The sequence below is a fragment of the Nitrosomonas sp. Nm34 genome, from assembly GCF_900113925.1.
Classification (GTDB): domain Bacteria; phylum Pseudomonadota; class Gammaproteobacteria; order Burkholderiales; family Nitrosomonadaceae; genus Nitrosomonas.
The window spans coordinates 148,478-168,538 of the sequence record NZ_FORD01000001.1; the positions used below are offsets into that span (position 1 = coordinate 148,478).

Sequence of the window (20,061 nt, forward strand, 5' to 3'; positions counted from 1 at the left end):
AGCGACTGAAAATCATCTCAAAATACATGAGTAGTTTAATTGCTGTACTTCTTGGTTTAAGTAGCTTATTCCATTTTCAAATCAAAAATGATGCGAAGGCGAGCCACGGACAGTATCAATCATACGACAAGGTGAAGCCGACAAAATCAGTTTTGATTTAGAAATGGAATAAGATAATGACTACGTGTTTACACGTATTTAATTGCCTTCTATTTTCCGATAAATTGTCAAATTGGGTTGTTAGCATACTCATGACATCTCAAGATTATATTTGTCCATTATCTAGTAATTTGTAGTTGCTTTATTAAAGAAGAGACAGAGATAAAACCTATTAAACCATTGCCTCTTTGCAAAACGTGGTCGGAAGGAAGAAACCATCGCTTACAGGCAGTGAATCTTATCCAATTTCCCAATCAAATATGACGCTAAGGCGGGCTGCAAAAACGGAGGTGAAACAATGAATACTCGTACAATAAAACCAGGAAATAATTTCGGCACTAAAGTTGACAATATCGAAAACGAGCAGGCAGTTTTGATACTGTCTGATGATGGCTTGATTCGCGATTGCAATGAAGCTGGCGCAAAATTATTGGGTTATTCACCCAAGAATTTTCCGAAACTCCATATCTCCAAGTTATTGCCAAAACTGGCGAAAATCGAGCTATTAAAAGGAGAGCGGACTAATCCCTATTTGCGCTTTCTTTCACGCATAGGGCATCATTTTGAAGTAGTCAATATGAGTGGAGTACGTTTTGCAGGAAAACTATTTTTCAGTGATGTAAAAAATCGCGGCCTACATCGTCTGATTATCATGATCTCTCCGATCTTTCAAGAAAAAACTTTGCATTAAAAAACCAAGCAAGTTAGTACCATTGGATGAGCGGATTTCATCTACTTGGTATTCCAGCAATATTTATGTATTCATTACCGCTTGTTTTTTGGGCACCATGTCGCCCCAGGCGAACTATTCCAGTATGGTAAAAACAAAGTTTTGCTAAAACAACATCATAACTTCATCGAGCGCGAGGTGGACGGAACACAGAGACGAAAATTATTGGCCGAAAGCGCCCTTTATCATGCCCTTGAGCCATCATTAAGAGCAAGATAGGAGCAGTAAATTGATATTCCGTTTCAAAATCAAATCTGACTTTGTCAGCTTCACCTTACCGTATGATTGATACTGTTTACGGCTTGCTTCGCGTTATTTTTGATTTAGAAGTGGAATAATTTATCAGCATGTTATCGGTAAAAGAAAGAGTACAAAAAACTCATGAAAATACCCCGCTTAATAATGCATTACTTACAGGATTTGCCCGCTGAGCTGTTGCCACTGCTTGAACAAATTACAGACTTGGCTACAGATCTGCGCTGGACCTGGAGCCATGCTGGCGATGAGGTATGGAAAACAATGGACCCACAATTATGGGAACAGAGTGAAAATCCATTTGTAGTATTGCAAAACTTGTCGCGCGAACGACTAGATGAATTAAATCGAAGTACGCAATTTAAACAACACCTTGATAGTTTAACCAAGGCGCGCAATGGCTACTGTGATTGCTGTGGTTGGTTTGGAGAAGTGCATGCCGAAGCTAAACTTAAAGGGATCGCCTATTTCAGTATGGAATTTGGCTTGGGTAAGGCCTTGCCACTGTATGCAGGCGGGCTGGGTGTTCTAGCGGGAGACTATCTCAAAGCTGCCAGTGATCTGGCCGTGCCTGTAACCGCGACCGGCCTTCTCTATCAGGAAGGTTATTTTCGCCAAGTATTGGACGGAAATGGCTGGCAGCAGGAAATTTATTCTTACAATGACTCTAGCAGTCTACCGTTACGTCCAGTAATGGCTCATAACGGTGCTTGGTTACACATCCCCATCGAATTGCCAGGGCGAACGGTACGCCTGCAAGTCTGGGAAGCACGAGTGGGACGAGTGAGCTTGTATTTACTCGATAGCAACAACCTGCTGAACAGCGCGCCTGATCGTGGTATTACTGGCAAACTCTATGGTGGCGGAAAGGAAATCCGGCTGGTGCAGGAAATTGTTTTGGGAATAGGTGGCTGGCGGTTAATTGAAGCATTAGGACTGGAAATTGATATCTGCCATCTGAATGAAGGGCATGCTGCTTTCGTAGCACTGGAACGTGCTCACTGTTTTCAGGAAAAATGGCAAGTGGATTTTTGGGAAGCGCTTTGGGCGACGCGTCCTGGCAACATATTCACTACGCACACCCCCGTCGCAGCAGGATTCGATACCTTTCCACGTGAATTGCTCGCAAAATATGGCTTGATTTATGCCAAGAAACTAGGCGTAGCGCCTGCTGAACTATTGGCACTAGGCCTCCGGAATGGGCAAGATGATAATGAGCCCTTCAATATGGCCTACCTGGCGGCACGATCCTGCGGCAGAATAAATGGGGTCAGCCATCTGCATAGGAAAGTCAGCCAAAGTATCTTCCAGGATCTCTACCCCCATTGGCCTGAATGTGAAGTGCCCATAAGTTACGTCACCAATGGCGTGCATGTCCCCTCGTGGGATTCTCCCTGGGCAGATGAGATCTGGACACAATCTTGCGGCAAAAACCGCTGGCTCGGCACGGAAAAAATGCTTACTGCCGCAATTAACCAATTGGATGACGCCAAGCTTTGGACTTTGTGCGGTCAGGAACGCGCCGATTTAGTGCGTCAAGCGCGACAAAGGCTTCGCTTGCAATTGAGCCAACGAGGTACAGAGCAAGAGGTTATTGATCAGGTTGACCAGATTCTTGACCCCAATGTATTAACCATCGGATTTGCAAGACGCTTCACTGCTTACAAGCGTCCCAACCTGTTGCTGCATGATCCTACCCGTCTGACCCGAATACTTACTGATACGCAACGACCCGTACAAATCGTTGTCGCTGGCAAGGCTCACCCTGCCGACATGGAAGGAAAATGCCTCGTTCAGCAGTGGGCTCAATTTGCTGCTCAACCGGTTGTCCGTAAACGAGTTGTCTTTCTCGAAGATTACGACATTGCCTTAGCCCAGGAACTGGTGCAAGGTGTGGATGTATGGATAAACACCCCACGTCGACCGTGGGAAGCCAGTGGTACCAGCGGGATGAAAGTATTGGTGAACGGTGGTTTGAATCTCTCGGAATTGGATGGATGGTGGGCCGAGGCCTACACACCGGAAGTTGGCTGGGCGTTAGGTGATGGCAAAGAGCATACTGAAGCCGGTTGGGACGCCGTGGAAGCTGAACAACTTTATCACCTTCTGGAAGAAGAGATTGTACCGATGTTCTATGATCGCGACGCAACGGGTATTCCGGGAAGCTGGGTTGCTCGCATGCGTGCCAGTATGGCTCATCTCGCTCCGCGGTTCAGCAGCAATCGCATGGTACGCGAATATGTTGAAAAGTTGTACCTTCCCGCTGCCCTCCACTTTCAACAACGAACAGCCCAAGGAAGCGTCCTTGCTAAAAAACTTCGCTTGTGGGAGGAACAGTTAAGACGAAATTGGCATCAAATACATTGGGGTAATTTGACGATATCAGAAGAAAAAGACGGCTGGGCATTTGAGGTCCAGATTTATCTAGGGGAAATTTTACCCGATTCTGTCCAGATCCAGCTATATGCAGACCCGCAAGATAGCGAAACGCCTGTTTGCGAGACGATGCAGCACTACGCCAGCATCCCGGGTGCTTTAAATGGTTACCTTTATAGAGGTAAGGTAGTTCCCACACGTCCTTATACTGATTTTACCCCTCGCTGCGTGGCCTATCACCCAGATGCTTGCACGCCCATTGAGAGCAACCTGATTCATTGGTGGTCAGGTATGGCAATGCTGCATGGGAATTCACCATAATAGGGTTTAACCAGATAGGGTTTAACCAGAGATTGAGCAGGCGTTATGTATCGGGCTCAGTAATGGCAATGGCTACCAATCACTGGAACCTGACTTAATGCCATGGACTAAAATTAGGAGGTAGGTTATGAATGTTAATCCATTACTTCAGATCAAAGCACTCGGCCAGAGCATCTGGCTCGACTATATCCAACGTAATATGCTGAAAAATGGTGAAATTGCCAGAATGATAGAGAAAGACGGCTTGGCAGGGATAACGTCCAATCCGGCCATTTTTGAAAAGGCGATTAACGAACACCATGACTACGATGAAGCCATTACATCGCTTACGCATCATGACAAGCCGCCCAAAGAAATTTATGAAACACTCGCTTTGGAAGATGTCGCTCAGGCTGCCGAACTGTTTCGGCCACTCTACGAGGAATCAAATGGCCGCGATGGTTTTGTCAGCCTGGAAGTTTCACCCCATGTTGCTTATGATACGGAACAAACCATCAGCGAGGCTGAGCGGTTATGGGCAGCACTTAACCGACCTAATGTCCTGATCAAGGTGCCGGCAACCCAGGCAGGGCTGCCGGCCATCACGCATCTGCTTGCTGCGGGCATCAACATTAATGTAACGATTTTGTTCAGCCTGGAACGTTATCGGCAGGTGGTCGATGCTTTCCTGGCAGGGCTGGAAACCCGTGTGGCTCAGCATAAACCTGTTGATCATATTACTTCCGTTGCCAGTTTTTTCTTGAGTCGTATTGATGTGTTGGTAGATAAACGTCTGGATGAGCTTGTCCAGATTACTGGTGACAAATCTGTGAGTGCTTTACGAGGTAAAGCTGCTATCGCCTGCGCACGCCTTGCCTATCAGTATTACCAGAAATGGATGAGAGATAATCGCTGGCAATCTTTATCGAGCCATGGTGCACGCGCCCAGCGGCTGTTATGGGCGAGTACCAGCACTAAAGATCCCGCCTACAGCGATATTAAATACGTGGAACCTTTAATTGCCAAGGATACGATTAACACGATGCCACTTGAAACACTGAACGCTTATCGTGATCATGGTCAACCAGCAGTGCGTATCGAGCAGGAGGTGGATGAATCTGGTAGCTTGCTAGAGAAACTTCATCAAATTGGCATTGACCTGGAAGCAGTTGGCGAACAATTGGAAGGGGAAGGCGTACAAAAATTTTCTGTCCCTTTCGATAAATTGCTAGAACGAATCAAGCAGTGGTGATCTCTGTTTTAACTGGCAAATGGGTAAGGGATATTCGCGACGTCTTTTTCGTTAATTTTTCATGAAGAAAAACATAATGACAAGCCGATTGGTTCAGCTTCCAAGGGTCATTATTATGATTTGCCCTTTACTCCTTGTAATGCTTGCTTCAGGCTGTGACAACCTCGCCAAAGGAGTCACTGAGGCCGTATTGAATATGGAAATTAAGAAAGAAGATATCCGAAAGTGCTATATACGCGGTCGCCCGTTTGAGGGATTGGAAGCAAAGTTAAAGCGGCAAGAACAACTGGCTCAAACGAACAAGGGTGACCATCCTGTGCTCAAAGTGCTTGTGGTACATGGTATCGGCTCTCCTCAGCCAGGCTACTCTACCCGCCTGGCCGAAAACCTGGCACAGGCCCTCTCACTCAATCATGTCCAGGAAACAATCAAAGAGATTACCATCACCCACCCGACGTTCCCAGACCAGGACCTTGGATTGCTCCGCTTGACACGTTACATGAATGCCAATAAAAACAGGGAGATGATTTTCGCAGAACTCACGTGGGAGCCAATTATAGCGAAAGAAAAGCAAACCATTAACTTTGATAACTCTGGTGAGTATTCCTTTCGGCGCACACATATTAACAATACTTTGAAGGTATTTCTCAATGACACTATCCCGGATGTGATGATGTTTAATGGCACCTCGCGGCAACAGATCAATGTTTCTGTTAGTCAATCGCTCTGCTGGCTCATGAGTGAAAAGTGGGAATCACTTCAGATCAAGACGGCGCAATTCTGTGATGCAAGCGCTCCCAACAGAATGAATCAGATTGATGATGAATTTGTCTTTATATCTCATAGTCTTGGCAGTCGAATTACTGTGGATGCATTGCAATGGATAGCGAATATCTTCAGTGATATCAGTAAGTTAGATGCCGCTCTTGCAGAGAATGCGCAAATTCCCCAGAGCACCGCCCCAACTGCTCTTCAAACAAATACAATGAGCAATTTCCTGGAAAAGAGACACCTCTTACAACAAAAGGAATTTATGGTTTTTATGCTTTCCAACCAATTACCTCTCTTGCAAATGGGACAGCTCAAACCGGAAGTTACTGGTCGAATTCCTGATATCTGTAGCCTGAAAGCTACCCATGCAGCGGAAAAACTTTTCAGTAAAACTCATCTCATCGCCTTCAGCGATCCCAACGATTTATTCAGCTATGCGCTTCCTCCCAGTTTTATTGATGAGTACGTAGATTCACGTCTTTGCCCAACCCTGACTAATGCCATCCTGAACGTGACCAGTATTACAGATATTTTTGTGGGACAGTTTGCTAACCCCTTGGCCGCTCATACTGAATATGATAATGATCCAAGAGTGATCGGTCTTATCGCTAAAGGAATGGGTCATAGTGATATTGACCCGGGGGTGACCGAGCATTGCACTTGGCTGGAGTCAGTACCCGATGGTCAATAGGGATCTTCAGCTATACTTTTATAACCGCAGAAAAAGAAATAAAAGAATGGAAAAGTGGATAAAAGCAGTACGTTGTTATTGTGCTCTGAGTAGTCATTGGTTCAATTCATGAGTAGGTCAGAATACATCAATCCGCATATTTCATAATAGCTGAGGTAGTTTGAGGAATCACTATGCACAAGATTGTTTTATTTATTTTATTATCAGGAACCCTGTCAACCTTGAGCTGGGCGGAGGACATTATTCGACCGGGATTATGGGAGGTAACGACCAAGTCTGATTTGTTGGCCTTGGTGCCCCACATTCCCTCGGAGCAAATGCAGCAGTTGACTAACCTGGCCAGGCAGTATGGATTAGAGATACCGCAAATCCGCAATGGTGCGGCTACTTCCAATATCTGTATTACACCGGAAATGGCAAAGCAAGAGGTGCCCACCTATTTGTATGAAAACCAATCTGGCTGTACAGTTACAAATGCCAGCCGAACAGGCAATCGCTATCAGATGGAACTGATGTGTGATAACTCGCAATTTAAAGGTAATGGTTACGCGGAAGGAATGTTTATGACCCCGGAAAGTTTCAGTGGGCGAACAGAATTCGATAGCGTTGTGCGAGGCGCGCCGCTCTATGCTAAAGCCGATACCCAGGGCCGCTGGATCGGCGAGCGATGCGAAGTAGTAAAGCCTCTGCGGTAAAATATCGAACATGGCAATAGTCATTGCATTATTCCATTTCTAAATCAAAACTGACTTTTTCGGTTTCACTTTGCCGTATGATTGATACTGTCTGTGGCTCGCCTTCGCGTCAGTTTTGATTGGAAAATGGAATTACATGGAGACAACCGATTAATTGCTTTTTTCTTTTTCATCCTATTCACAAAAATCGTTAAGTAGTGGCACCACACAAAAGCTATGGAATGACCTGGTGGGGAGCGCAGTGGCTTAACTCACTCTCGCAAATTGACTATGACAACCGCCTACCACACGGACGCAGTTATGCCAACAAAGGGGCAGTAACAAAAATTGAGATTCAGCATGGAACTATTCATGCCAAAGTAAAAGGCTCCCGTCCGCGCCCTTATGTCGTCACAATTAAAGTACCTGTCATGCCTTCGCAGCAGACCAAGGCTTTGCTCGATGCCGTGGCGCTTGATCCGGTCATCATCTCGAAAATGCTCAATCGCGAGCTTGACCCCGCGATGCTGGAGCATGCTAAAAGACTCAAGATGGCTATTTTCCCGACACGCTGGACAGATCTTTCCATGGCTTGCTCCTGTCCGGATTGGGCAGTGCCATGTAAACACTTGGCTGCCGTTATTTATCTGATCAGCCGGGAAATCGATGGTAATCCCTTCATAGTATTTTCTTTAAAGGGAGTCGATCTTACTCAGGAACTGGCAGCGCGTCACATTTCAATCGAACGCGAAGCCAAGGTGACTTTGCCGCTGGTAGAGGATCTGCTGGGTCAGCCGCATCATCATGAACCCTTGGTGCAGAATATGTCTGACATGAATGACTATAGCGCACTTGATTATTCCCTTTTGTCCGATCTCGCTGCTTCCCTGGTGAGTGTATTGCCTGCGAATCCAACTTTCTTTCAACCGGGCGATTTTCGGTTGATTTACGAAAAAGGAGTGAAGCGAGTAATTTAACGCTGCAAGCACACTGGAAGGAATGGGCAGCTACGCTGCAGCAGCTTGCCGAAGCTGATTTACCCGATCTCCAGCCGGAAGTAGCCGCTATGTATCATGCCCGTATGGCTAGCCTGCATCTGCTGGCGCAAGGCGCGGTCTTACCCCAAGTGTTCCAGGTAGACAAATCGGAGGTAGGCCTGCGCTGGCTACCCGCGATGCTGGATGGAACGGTAAACGCTTTGATCAATCAACTGGCAGCATTGCTGCCCACAGGGTTGCTGACTTACTGCAATGGCAAGAAAGCAAACCATCTCTCCGGCGAAATACAAGCTATTGCATTATGCAGCTTATTTCTGAGTGAGTTTATCCGTTATGGGATCGATATCCGCACTGAGAAGCCGTATGGCAGCAAACTGCTTAGCCTGTTTTTCGGCCAGGGCGTCACTCGATTTGATGGGCCTGGGGAAGGCGAAATCGCTTCCGGTGTGCAATTGTGGTTGTCGCGCTTCCATATCGGCCAGCAAACTTATATGCCGGTGTTGCAGCTCGAAGATAATAGCGCCGGATTCAGCTTGTCGCTGGGCGTCGTAGCACGTAATGCTTCCTTGCAGGAGCCGGTACCGCTGGCGCGTTTGCTGACGGATAAAGTATGGCAGGCAAATCGCTACAGTGTATTGCAAACAGTGTCATTGCTGGCTGAATTTTTTCCACCCCTCAATCACTATATCAGTGCTGGCGCTACAAGCCGATCGCGCTAGAGCCTGAAGCCTTCCCTGCTTTTCTGTTCGATACGCTGCCGATTATCCGGCTGCTTGGCATCAGTGTATTACTACCCAGAGCGCTCGATCATGTTCTGCGGCCACATTTATCGATGAAGCTATCTGGTAAAAACACAGGCAGCACAGGCTTTCTCAATGCAGGCGATATTTTAGGTTTTGACTGGATGGTGGCGATTGGCAATAGCCAGCTCACCCAGGTCGAGTTTGAGGAATTAGTCAAGAATGCCCAAGGCATCGTGCGCTTCAAGGGTGAGTATGTCTATCTTGACCCTGCTGATATTGAGCAGTTACGCTTGCAGCTGGAAAAACCACCCTCCACTACCCCGGCAGAACGCTTGCGTATCGCCTTGAGCGAGGAATATCTCGGTATGCCCATCACCCTTGATGAAAAAGCACGAGCCATTATTCGTGAGTTGACTGAAGTGGGTAATGTACCACTTCCGGCGACGCTCAATGCCACCCTGCGACCGTATCAGGAACGCGGCTATGCCTGGTTATATCGCAACATTCGTGTTGGATTTGGCAGCGTTATCGCTGATGACATGGGTTTGGGCAAGACGCTGCAAATGATCACCACTTTGCTGAAACTCAAAGAAGAAGGAAACTTGAATGAGGCAAAGGCGCTGGTCATAGTACCGACCAGCCTGCTTACCAACTGGACCAAGGAAATCGCGCGTTTTGCTCCAACCCTGACAGTAGATATTTTCCATGGCACAGAGCGCACATTGGCAAACGAACGGGCAGATGTGCTACTGACCACCTACGGCATGGTACGCACGGATCAAGCCAAACTCAAGAAATTTTCCTGGCGCATCGTCATTATCGATGAAGCGCAAAACATCAAAAATGCGGCTGCTGCACAAACCAAAGCCGTTAAATCTATTCCTGCTGCTAGCTTTGTTGCCTTGACCGGTACGCCGGTGGAAAACCGGCTGGCCGAATACTGGAGTATCATGGATTTTGCCAATCGCGGCTTTCTGGGTAACCTTACCCATTTCACCAAAGAGTTTGCCGTCCCGATCCAGAGCCATCATGATCACCAGGTAGTGCAGCGTTTCAAGCGCGTCACCAGCCCTTTTCTGCTGCGGCGGCTTAAATCGGATAAAAGCATTATCAGCGATTTGCCTGACAAGATCGAACAAAATCAATACTGCGAGCTGACCAAGAAACAGACGGCATTGTATGAAACCGTGGTGCGGGAAGCCTTGCAGGTGATCAACGGAGAATCAAACACGTTCAAACGTGAGGGATTGATTCTGCAGATGATCCTGGCCTTAAAGCAAATCTGCAATCACCCCGCACAATATCTTAAAACGGGAGAGAGCGAGGCAAGTTTATCCGGTAAGGCAGAACTGTTTCTCGATCTGCTCGAACCCATCTATACCGCTCATGAAAAAGTACTGGTGTTTACGCAATTTCGCGAAGCAGGAGAATTGCTGGTGGCATGGATCAAAGCTCGCTTCGGGCGTGAGCCCCAATTCCTGCATGGCGGCGTTACGCGAAAAATGCGTGATAGTATGGTCGAGCGCTTCCAGCACGACCGCACCGAGCGCGTTTTTCTGCTGTCGTTAAAGGCAGGTGGGACCGGACTCAATCTGACAGCAGCCGTCAATGTCATTCACTTTGATCTCTGGTGGAATCCCGCGGTTGAGGCGCAGGCTACCGATCGAGCTTACCGTATCGGTCAGCAACAGAATGTGCAAGTGCATCGCCTCATCACCCGCGGCACCTTCGAAGAACGCATCAACGACATGATCCGATCCAAACGCAATCTGGCTGACTTGACCGTGGGTATCGGAGAAAAATGGATCGGCACGCTAAGCAATGCAGAGCTCAAAGATGTATTCAGTTTGGGGTAAAATGATGTCGCCATGTCCGTTAGTTTCTCAAACTGCTCAAAAGATATAGCCCAGTATTAAAAAAACAGTATGGCCAGCAAGAAAAATCAAAAAGTCAGCCAAGAAGAACTCATCGAAAAGCAGCTCTGGAAAGCGGTGGACAAATTACGCGAACTGGCGGTGGTGTTATTCGAAAGAGTAAAGGCCAACTTATCTATCGATTGGACGATCAAGGAGAACGTAAAAGCCAAGCTGAAGATGATCGTCAAGCATATATTGCGCCAGTATGGCTACCCGCCGGACATACAGAAACTGGCAACTGAGACCGTGCTCAAGCAGGCCGAAATGCTGGCAAATGAGATTGCGATTGGAGCAACCGTGTGAGATTGTGGACGCTTCATCCATTATATCTGGACGCACGTGGGCTGACCGCACTTTGGCGCGAAGCGCTGCTTGCTCAAGCAGTGCTGCTCGGCCGCACGGTGGGGTATCAGCACCATCCGCAGCTGGCCCGCTTCAAGGCTGCACCGAACCCGGCGATGGCTATTGCGGTGTATCTGCGAGAAGTGCATACGGAAGCCGCCCGGCGGGATTACCGCTTCAACGCCAAACTCATTGGCCATTCCGGCCCAGTAGAACGAATTCCTGTGACCGAGGGCCAACTCGATGTTGAATGGCTGCACCTCAAGGAGAAACTTGAAACCCGCGATCCGACCTGGTTGAAGCAGTTTCTGAACGTTCTCAGGGCCAACCCGCATCCACTTTTTGTGATTGTGCCGGGTAAGAAAGAAGGGTGGGAACGTGCAAGCCCAGGCAATCAAGGGTAGCCGCTCCTCAACGCCCCCCTTCCTTTCTGCTCACTCACAGAGCGTCTCGCAAGTACTGACCAAAACTCATCACCTGATCAGTGAGAAAGAATCTCGCCAAAACGACAGAAATGAGTCAGCGTCTTTGCGCTATTTTTTATCTGCCTGGCTCTTAGGCCGTGATGCTCCGTCAAAAATGATCAGTGACGGGTTCACAAGCAACGTGGGATCGGGGCCCCGGGTCGATCCCGGCACGACATAGTTCCGTTGGATGAGCTTGAGTTCACCATCTTGCGGAATCATATCCCTGGTAATTTCGTGGCAATTCGGCAGATCCGTACACTCGCGCGCGAAGTAGTGGACATAGAGCTTCCCGGTATGGTTAACCATTCCAGCAAAGGCCGATGCACTTCCCTCAAGATCGACATCCGACACGTCCAAGACGCCCTCGAGGGGAGGTATCCAATTGGGCGACAGGCTCACGTAGGTGGCATTGCCGGTGGCCGTGCCGAGAATGCCTACGACGGCAAGGACCTCGCCCGAGTCAAGGCGCGCCGTCGGGCTGATCTGGTAGTCGGTGTCCGAGTTGTCGCCGAGGCAGTTCATGGGACGGGGGAGGCAGTGCTCACCGAGGAGATCCACCTTAAGTAGCAAACTCTCGAACTCTCCAACCTTGGCATTGGGCTGGCCCCAGCGCTGCTTGACCGCAGCGACCAGTTCTTTGACATCGCCTTCCAGCTCCAGCTCGGATTGAGCGATTCGCTCGTCCCGGACAGGAAACGGGAAGGGCTCGGTCGCGCGCGCTGTGTCGGGATCCCTCACCCGGAACACAGCGAGCGGAAGTTGCTGGCGCCATTGATCACCGGCCACCTCGTCCTCCGGATGCGCATACCGGGCGATAATCATCAGGTCATCCGCTTCAGCGGCAAGCCCCAACCGGACGACATCAGGCGAGACGGGTTCGGTGAATACCTGGTTGCGATCCGGCACACCCGCCCGCAAAAGCGCCTGAGTTAGCTTGCGCTTCATTACCTTATCCGGCGTGATAATGAAGAAGCGCTGCTGATCAAAGGCCGCTCCGGACTGCTGCTCAATGACGACATTGTTGTTGTCACCGATACTCGCGAACGTCAGCAAGCGGGACGAATTTGGCGACTTCTTGAAGAGGATACTCTGCATGAAAGGATCAGCTTGCACGGACTGATAGATCTCATCGTCAGTATTGATTTCCCCTTCGCGCGTAAAGGCATAGGTCTCTAATGAAAAATACCTCCCGGGTGGTGGGAGCTGTGCCAGCACCACCAGTGCCTCGCGCTTGTCGAGGCGGTATGTCCACCAAGTGTCGCCCCGGGTCGGCCCGAGCAGGTCTTTCATCGTATCGTCCACGAATTCATCTGGCCAAAGCGGAAGCGTGGGGATGACGTAAGGGGCTGCAGGATTGTTCCCCATACAGATTCCGATCGTTTCGAGTGGAAACTTGCAATCTTCAATCGTAAACAAATGCCAGTTTCCCTGAGCGACTTGATACCCTCTTGCCTCAAGATCGGCCCGAAAATTCTTGACCTTCTGCTCAAGTGATTTAGGAAGCTGATTGTCGTTATTTGAATGATTGTTCGAGCCGCTCAATGCGGGCGCAGATGCAAGTATCGCAGCGAATACAAAGCAAAAAGTGTGGAATTTCATGATTTCTCCTCCTTATCAACAGCGACCATTGGGGTCGTAGTAACAACACAAAGTATCAGACACTCTGTGATAAAACATGGATTCGAGTAGACATGATGAGGTTTGGCATATGAATATTGTTATGCCTTTACAAATTTATTTGATTACAACATCTGATTTTTTGTTCTACCTGGGTTCCGCTTGAATGCCCATGCAGCACATTATTGCGAGTGCGCTGTATGAAAAATAGCAGGTGCAATACGTTTCACTTAGTGCATCCTACCGATGCTAAATTAAACATGAAGCGAAGACGAGCCTTAGACAATATAAATATTATGATAAGGAGAAGCTGATAATGTCAGGTTTGATTAGAAATGGAGTTAGCAGAAGCAATAATATTAACGAAAGCACTCTACTCATCCGCGAACCAAAAAGTAGATTACATGAATTCATCTCAACGTGTAGAAATCGTCACAAGGTTAATGGCAGCGAAAACAGTACGCAGCATGCCTATCAATGTCAGCGACCAGATGAGCAGTGCAAACCAGCCCCAGTATTGCGAAATAATCGCCAATGAGCCAAAGCTGGTCACTTTTACCAGAGAGAGGGTGCTGGCGGTATACATCCCCATGGGGAAAACTCTGCTCCAGCAGGGGGGATCGTAGACATGACACTGTCCGCCAAATGCGAGTCTGGCCCATGGAAAAGTTTTTATCCATAGCGGTGCTGAATCTGCGATGTTCACACGAGTGAATTTCAGGATATCCATGACCAGTAGATAAGGAATCCACATCGTTCCGATCATCCAGGCAAACACCGTGATCCACAAAATAACCAACCAGATGCCTTGCCAGGCTGATAAGCCTGGCATGCGCAAGACAAACTCGGCACCTCCCAAGGTAATGATGGCCGTGGCTCCCATGCAAATCCAGTAAGGGGCGTCCCATTCGGCAGGTTCAAATCGTTGGAAAAACAATCGGTAAATTAACAACGTCACAATCATCAAATAAAAGACAAAAGCCAGTACCCAGACACTCCCTGCCATAAAATAAGCATAGCCCGCATGACTACCCGTTGCCTCCAGAAGACGAACGCCTAGCAGGGATACTGATACTGTGCTGACGACAATCAGTAAGGTTGCGCCATTTACGATTTCATGCAACGGTTTCCCTCGCATCAGGATAAAACCAAGAAGAATGAAATAGAGGCATACGACCCAACCAATCAGTGCGACCAGCCATAACCACATGGCTAATTCTGTCGCTTGGTGAAAGGTAACAAGCTGCATACCAATGGTATTGGTGCCAACCACAAACGTCAGAAAAGGCACGGCACGCCGTAAAGCCCTGAGATCTGTCAGCACATCTGGTAGGAAAAACACTATTCGTATGGTTAGAAGGGTGCACAAAATCAGATAAAAAACCAGATTCAGTGCAAACAGTGTTCTCGCAATACCGGTAAAAGCCATCGCTTCAAATGCAATCGACACGATGCCGGTCGCCATCACCATGGCAAAATAGGACGGGTGAAAATTTCTTATGCCGTCGAGGATGATAGAACTGCACCGTTTCATGAATGCGCCCACCTAATCGCGATCTGCTTGACCGTAGCAAGATCTAATATCTTACTGACTTGATTTCCTACCCTTTTCTTTAGTAATCGGGTTTTGTAAAGTGTAGCCATTCTCTCTCATTTTATATCCCCCGTAAGCACCCGCGCCCGCCGCGACCAAAGTCCAGCAACCGGATAACAACGGCAGTAGCAATAGGGGGATAACCGCTCTCAATATCTGCTTTTGCTTCATTATGAATTCCTGCACAGAATTAGATTCTAATGATTAGACTCTATTTGATAAAAAAATTTTTACGCGCATATTGTTAAATCACTATCCCTTTATAAATCAAACATGATGCAAAGGTGAATCGCAGATAGTATCCATCATACGGCAAAGTGAAGCCGACCAAGTCGCTTCTGATTTAGAAATGGAATTAGAAGTTGGACATGTATCATCATCTTTGTTCGATAAAACTGATCATTTTTTCTCTTTAGTAAAATAATATGCTGAGTATTTTGTGCTGTGGGTCTATTGCGGCTGGACGAAAGCATCAGGACTGTGAGCCCAGCTATACTTTTTGTTCATTCACTTGAGCAATTTTGCGGATGGGCAATATTTTATAATAATAGAAAAAACGGTGATAGCTCCATTATTCCTAGCTCATATTGCATGACTTCCCTTATATCACTGATTAATGAGGCGCATGCCTGCACTCTTTGCGCCGAACACTTACCGCTCGGTCCACGTCCGGTTTTCCAGATACATGAGTCAGCCCGTATTCTACTAGCAAGCCAAGCGCCAGGCAGGAAGGTTCATGAAACGGGTATTCCGTTCAATGATCCAAGCGGTGATCGATTACGTGCTTGGTTGGGTGTCTCGCGCGAGATATTTTATGATGCCAGGCAGGTAGCTATCCTGCCTATGGGTTTCTGCTTTCCTGGCACGGGTAAATCAGGCGATCTACCTCCCCGGCCCGAATGTGCGCTAAAGTGGCGAGCAGCATTGCTGTCACACTTACAAAACCTCAAACTGACGCTGGTATTAGGACAATATGCCCAGGCTTATCACCTGCCAAATACAGGTGCATCGTTAACCGAGACTGTTCGCGCTTGGCGGAAAGACTGGCCTGATATTGTTCCCCTGCCTCATCCAAGTCCACGCAACAATCTGTGGTTTAAGCGCAATCCGTGGTTCGAGCAGGAACTTATTCCTGTTCTTCAAGCCCGGGTCGCAGAGGTACTCAAACGTGACGGCTAACTCTTTCATTAAGAAAACTGACTCCGGCTTCGTTATAGCTTATTCCATTTCTAAATCAGACATGACGCGAAGGCGAGCCTCAGACAGTATAAATAATACAGCAAGAAGAAGCTGACAAAATCAGTTTCAATTAGCTAGTGGTTAGCAACATGCTTAATTCGCAGCTTTGTGGTTGAGAAAGCGTTTTTTGGAATAACTAATTTTAGAGATGATCTGGTCAGATCTGATGAAGGCAAAATTAATTAACGTGAGTTCGACATAAGGATCACGCTACCACAGCTGGAAGAGCTTGAGGGAGTCTGATATTAAGGGAGAGCTTCTTCTCGCGAAAGGTGTAAGCCACCAGCCCGGCTATCAGATTAACAAAGAAGTTAACTGGACTGCGATGACGGGAATGCTCGATTTGCGAGATGTAACCCCGATCACCAAAGAGTTTCCCAGACAAGGAGCGCGCCAATTCCGGTACCGGATCACGGTCATCCACACTGCCCGCCGTGATTTTTACCCTTGGCAATTCTCCCTGGTCATTGATGACCAGGTGCAGCTTGAATCCATAAAACCAACCCACGCTGGTCTTTCCCTGGGCAGCAAACTCTGCCATTACTTTATGCGACCAAATACGCTGGTTGTGGCACACACTGATCTTGGTCGAATCAATGAAGCTGATGCCACTATATTGCCCAAAGCGGCTGGTTAGAAAACAGCACAAAGGCACCAGGCTACCTTGCATCAACTCCACAAAGTGGTGGTAGCTCACCAACCCTGGAAAATGGGGCCGCTGATACTTCAACAGGTCATTCAGGTAATAGTGTTTAAACGTCCGGTAACCGGATAGATGAAACCCCACTGATAGTCATGACTTCACTTAGACACAGCTCCCCCCGGCGACGACGCCGTTTCAGCGATGACCCCGACAAGCGTTGCTCCCACCTCGGCTCAAACTCTTTACAAAAATCGTCAATTGCACAAAAAATCAATAGTATAGTATCCATCGTAATCTGACTCCTCTCATGAGGAAAATCTTTTTGAAAACCATTTCATCATAAGGAAGTCAGATTCCTTATGCTGCTTTTCTTATCCCGAACTCACGTTAATCAGCTACCCCAAAAGGAGACGCTACACGGTAGAAGAATTGGAAATGTGGATAGGTTTTACCTCGTTTCCGCCTGACGTCCGAAGCGGGATGCGCTGAGCTCCACATCGGCACGTGCCCAAGCCTTTTTGAAACGTGTTTCGAGGAGCGCTGCCTGATCGTCTTTCTTCTGCGCGTACAGCGCCTGCATCAGTCCATAAAGTGCCCAGCCATTGTTGCGATTTCTCCTCAGGTCATCCCAATACACTGTTTCCGCCTCGTCCGGGTGCCCTGATTCCAGCAAAACAGCACCCAGCGCCAGCCTTGGCGGAAAATGGAATTCCAATGGCTCCGTGTACACCAGGGCATCTTCAAAACGTACCGCCCGTTCAAGGTGCGCGATGGCTTGATCGAATTGGCCGCGCGCAGCGGCAATTTCACCGGCGAGCACTTCGGGTGCAGTGCGCAAGATGGTGCGCGGGGTATTTTTCGATAGCAGCGGGCCATCCAGCGATGGATCATGCATAATCTCGCGCAGCGTCTCCAGCTCTTGCCCGGCTTGTTGCAATTGTCCTGTGCCGACAAATGCGAGACCGCGTACATAATGCCAGCTTCCTTTCAAAAATGCGTTAGTGGATGGCGGCGCAGGCTCGGCAAGGACCTCCTGCCAGCGTCCGAATCTTGCCAGTGCCCAGTATGGTTGCATACGGAATAGTGCTGTCAGTGGCAAATCTTTTAGTATAGCATCGTCTATTCTGCTAGCTGCTTCCCGGGCCGATTCGATCGCAATTCTGCTTTGCCCATCCATCGTTGCAGCAAACGACAGGAAATGGATGTTATGCGGATAATAGACCATCGGATAAATTCCCTGCGCGCGGCTCTGCGCGATATAATTCTCATCCGCAGCGATGGCCAGTTGATTGCTTTTCATCGCATCGGCATACCGGCCCACGCGCAGATAGATGTGTGAAGACATATGTATCATGTGCCCCGCGGCGGGCATCAGCGTCAGCAGCGTATCGGCCGCCTTTTCTGCCCGTTCCGGCGTACTCGTCGGCTCGATGAGGTGGATATACATATGCAGCGCACCTGGATGCTGCGGATTGCGCCGTATCACTTCCTCAGTGAGTGTAACGATTTCAGTCATCCCTTTTTGTGAATAACCATCACGCATCCAATAATCCCATGGATGGATGTTCATCATCGATTCGATATAAAGCGTTGCAATATCATCATCGTCCGAAAAACGCTGATGCACTTCCCGCATCGCATCCGCATAGGCTTGGTCATTTGCTGCTCGCTGCTCAGGCTTTCCTGTATAGCGTTTTTCGAGCGCTTCGATAAGCGCCCGTTCCCGCGCTGATGCTGCTGCCTTGCTTGCTACAGCCTTCTGGATGAGTTCCAGCGCCGGTGCTTCATCTTTTGGATTCATCGGCGCATTGATATTGGGACCCAGCACCAGTGCCTGGCCCCAATAAGCCATGGCGAGCGCGGGATCGAGCCGCGCCGCTTCCTGGAAGGCGCGATGTGCTTCCGCATGGTTGAATCCGTAGGCAAGATTAAGTCCCTGGTCAATGTACTGTTGCGCTAATTTGTTGCGGGTACTGACCGGAAATGTGTGAGAACCCAGATTCAGCAAGCTTGGCGCACGCTGATCATCCGGACCTGACTTAGCCATCATGCCGGATTGCACATCATGCTTGTGACCCGCGCTAGATTCTATGGCAGCTGCACAATTTTTGGCCGAAACCGCTTCGTCAGCCGCTGCGAATGCACCAGAAACACCGACAGCGGCTAAGGTCAGATCCATTATTATTAGATTGATGGCATAGCGTTGCATGAACATGATCTCCTCCTTAATAAGTTTTTTTCTGTGCTCTTTGGAATTAATTCTCGGCAGTGGTCGGATCAATCACGTCTTTGATTCGAGAAATATGGTTCGCGGGAAATTCACCCTGATTAGCATGTGCTCTGATGGTAGCTTCGTCAGGCGCGATGTAGATGCAATAGACTTTATTGTCCGTTACGTAGCTTTCCAGCCATTGAATTTGTGGGCCCATCTTGTTCAGAATGCTGCAGGATTTCTGAGAAATAGTCTGAAGTTCCTGTGGCGTAAGAGCGCTAGCGCCAGGAATGTCACGTTCGATAATATATTTCGGCATTTTTTATCCCCTATAAAATAAATATTTAATATGTGACCGGTCGTCTTATTTTGTCACAAAAAAATTAAGGTTTGAAAAACCCTTCCAACAGATCTTTGCAGCATTGCTTAACTGGAACAGATGATTTCTCTATTTTCATCCTCAGTAAAGCTCCCTGCCAAGTATTTATAAGTAAATCCGCCATCTCTTCAGCCGATTTGTCTGATCTTACCGTGCCCTGTTGCTGCGCTTTAGCCAGCCCAGATTGCAATAAATCCCGATAACGTCCAACGGCAGACTGAAGAGATTTCCGGCAAATTTCACTGGTATCGCCTATTTCCCCCATCAAATTACCTAGTAAACAGCCGCCTTTAAACTCATTTTTTTCAAGTTCTATGATGAGTTCATCAAAATAACGCCGTATCGCGCTCAACGCGTCAATCTCGGATTGTTGTAAATGTGCCGCTAATTGCGCAATAAAGGGCTCGACATAATGCTGAATGACTTCCGCACCAAAATTTTCTTTGCTGCCAAAGTAACTATAAAAAGAACCTTTAGGAATACTTGCCGCATCAAGGATTTCCTGTAGCCCCGTACCATGATAGCCATGCCCCATGAGCATGGCTACCCCCTGATTTAACAAATTTTCTCGCTTGAGCTCTTTTTTCGTCACTTTAGGCATATATTTATAATATGACCGGTCGTATTGATATGTCAAGAGAAAATGAGGTTTGCTTGCACTTAATGGGTTTGTCGTAAAATTCAAAGAAATTGATAGAAGAAT

The 20,061-nt window shown here is 48.0% G+C and carries 16 protein-coding genes and 1 pseudogene; 11 read left to right on the forward strand and 6 right to left on the reverse strand.

The window, feature by feature from the left end; translation table 11 throughout:
* The first annotated feature begins 457 nt into the window (after positions 1 to 457).
* From BM283_RS00665 to BM283_RS00700, 10 genes are all read left to right on the forward strand, one after another.
* Positions 458 to 850, forward strand: coding sequence for a PAS domain-containing protein (locus BM283_RS00665; protein ID WP_090687814.1), 393 nt, complete (start codon positions 458 to 460; stop codon positions 848 to 850).
* 420 nt (positions 851 to 1,270) lie between these two features.
* Entirely contained in the window at positions 1,271 to 3,841 is a 2,571-nt protein-coding gene (gene glgP, locus BM283_RS00670) for an alpha-glucan family phosphorylase (RefSeq protein ID WP_090687816.1), read from the forward strand.
* A 127-nt stretch (positions 3,842 to 3,968) separates the two neighbouring features.
* Complete coding sequence (gene tal / locus BM283_RS00675; RefSeq protein WP_090687818.1) at positions 3,969 to 5,072, forward strand: transaldolase; 1,104 nt, start codon at positions 3,969 to 3,971, stop codon at positions 5,070 to 5,072.
* Between the two features lie 115 nt (positions 5,073 to 5,187).
* Positions 5,188 to 6,534: a hypothetical protein gene (locus BM283_RS00680; protein ID WP_139225155.1), complete on the forward strand. Its 1,347-nt coding sequence runs from the start codon at positions 5,188 to 5,190 to the stop codon at positions 6,532 to 6,534.
* A 173-nt stretch (positions 6,535 to 6,707) separates the two neighbouring features.
* Entirely contained in the window at positions 6,708 to 7,229 is a 522-nt protein-coding gene (locus BM283_RS00685; RefSeq protein ID WP_090687824.1) for a DUF3617 domain-containing protein, read from the forward strand.
* 221 nt (positions 7,230 to 7,450) lie between these two features.
* Positions 7,451 to 8,185, forward strand: coding sequence for an SWIM zinc finger family protein (locus BM283_RS19175; RefSeq protein WP_217646391.1), 735 nt, complete (start codon positions 7,451 to 7,453; stop codon positions 8,183 to 8,185).
* An 89-nt stretch (positions 8,186 to 8,274) separates the two neighbouring features.
* A complete protein-coding gene (locus BM283_RS19180; protein ID WP_217646392.1) occupies positions 8,275 to 8,925 on the forward strand; it encodes a hypothetical protein in 651 nt (216 codons plus the stop codon).
* Positions 8,926 to 8,966: 41 nt separating this feature from the next.
* Positions 8,967 to 10,805, forward strand: coding sequence for a DEAD/DEAH box helicase (locus BM283_RS19185; protein WP_254776070.1), 1,839 nt, complete (start codon positions 8,967 to 8,969; stop codon positions 10,803 to 10,805).
* A 69-nt stretch (positions 10,806 to 10,874) separates the two neighbouring features.
* The gene (locus BM283_RS00695) at positions 10,875 to 11,168 is read left to right on the forward strand and encodes a type I restriction enzyme endonuclease domain-containing protein (RefSeq protein WP_217646394.1); all 294 of its coding nucleotides are present in this window, start codon (positions 10,875 to 10,877) and stop codon (positions 11,166 to 11,168) included.
* Entirely contained in the window at positions 11,165 to 11,611 is a 447-nt protein-coding gene (locus BM283_RS00700) for a pyrimidine dimer DNA glycosylase/endonuclease V (RefSeq protein WP_090687826.1), read from the forward strand. The genes BM283_RS00695 and BM283_RS00700 overlap by 4 nt, the downstream gene beginning before the upstream one ends.
* Positions 11,612 to 11,740: 129 nt before the next feature.
* Here the strand turns inward: BM283_RS00700 and BM283_RS00705 are convergent, their stop codons facing one another.
* Positions 11,741 to 13,273 (reverse strand): hypothetical protein, encoded by a 1,533-nt coding sequence (locus BM283_RS00705; RefSeq protein WP_090687829.1) that lies wholly within the window; start codon positions 13,271 to 13,273, stop codon positions 11,741 to 11,743.
* 433 nt (positions 13,274 to 13,706) lie between these two features.
* Positions 13,707 to 14,825 (reverse strand): tellurite resistance/C4-dicarboxylate transporter family protein, encoded by a 1,119-nt coding sequence (locus BM283_RS00710; RefSeq protein ID WP_090687830.1) that lies wholly within the window; start codon positions 14,823 to 14,825, stop codon positions 13,707 to 13,709.
* 651 nt (positions 14,826 to 15,476) lie between these two features.
* Here BM283_RS00710 and BM283_RS00720 point away from each other — a divergent pair.
* Positions 15,477 to 16,064 (forward strand): uracil-DNA glycosylase family protein, encoded by a 588-nt coding sequence (locus tag BM283_RS00720; RefSeq protein ID WP_090687835.1) that lies wholly within the window; start codon positions 15,477 to 15,479, stop codon positions 16,062 to 16,064.
* A gap of 265 nt (positions 16,065 to 16,329) precedes the next feature.
* Here the strand turns inward: BM283_RS00720 and BM283_RS00725 are convergent.
* From BM283_RS00725 to BM283_RS00740, 4 genes and pseudogenes are all read right to left on the reverse strand, one after another.
* Positions 16,330 to 17,056 (reverse strand): annotated as a pseudogene (locus BM283_RS00725) (IS982 family transposase).
* 159 nt (positions 17,057 to 17,215) lie between these two features.
* Positions 17,216 to 18,976 (reverse strand): tetratricopeptide repeat protein, encoded by a 1,761-nt coding sequence (locus BM283_RS00730; RefSeq protein ID WP_090688011.1) that lies wholly within the window; start codon positions 18,974 to 18,976, stop codon positions 17,216 to 17,218.
* Between the two features lie 46 nt (positions 18,977 to 19,022).
* Positions 19,023 to 19,298: a DUF4242 domain-containing protein gene (locus tag BM283_RS00735; RefSeq protein ID WP_090687838.1), complete on the reverse strand. Its 276-nt coding sequence runs from the start codon at positions 19,296 to 19,298 to the stop codon at positions 19,023 to 19,025.
* A 64-nt stretch (positions 19,299 to 19,362) separates the two neighbouring features.
* Positions 19,363 to 19,959, reverse strand: a complete 597-nt coding sequence (locus BM283_RS00740; RefSeq protein ID WP_090687841.1) for a TetR/AcrR family transcriptional regulator — start codon at positions 19,957 to 19,959, stop codon at positions 19,363 to 19,365.
* Between the last annotated feature and the right edge of the window lie 102 nt (positions 19,960 to 20,061).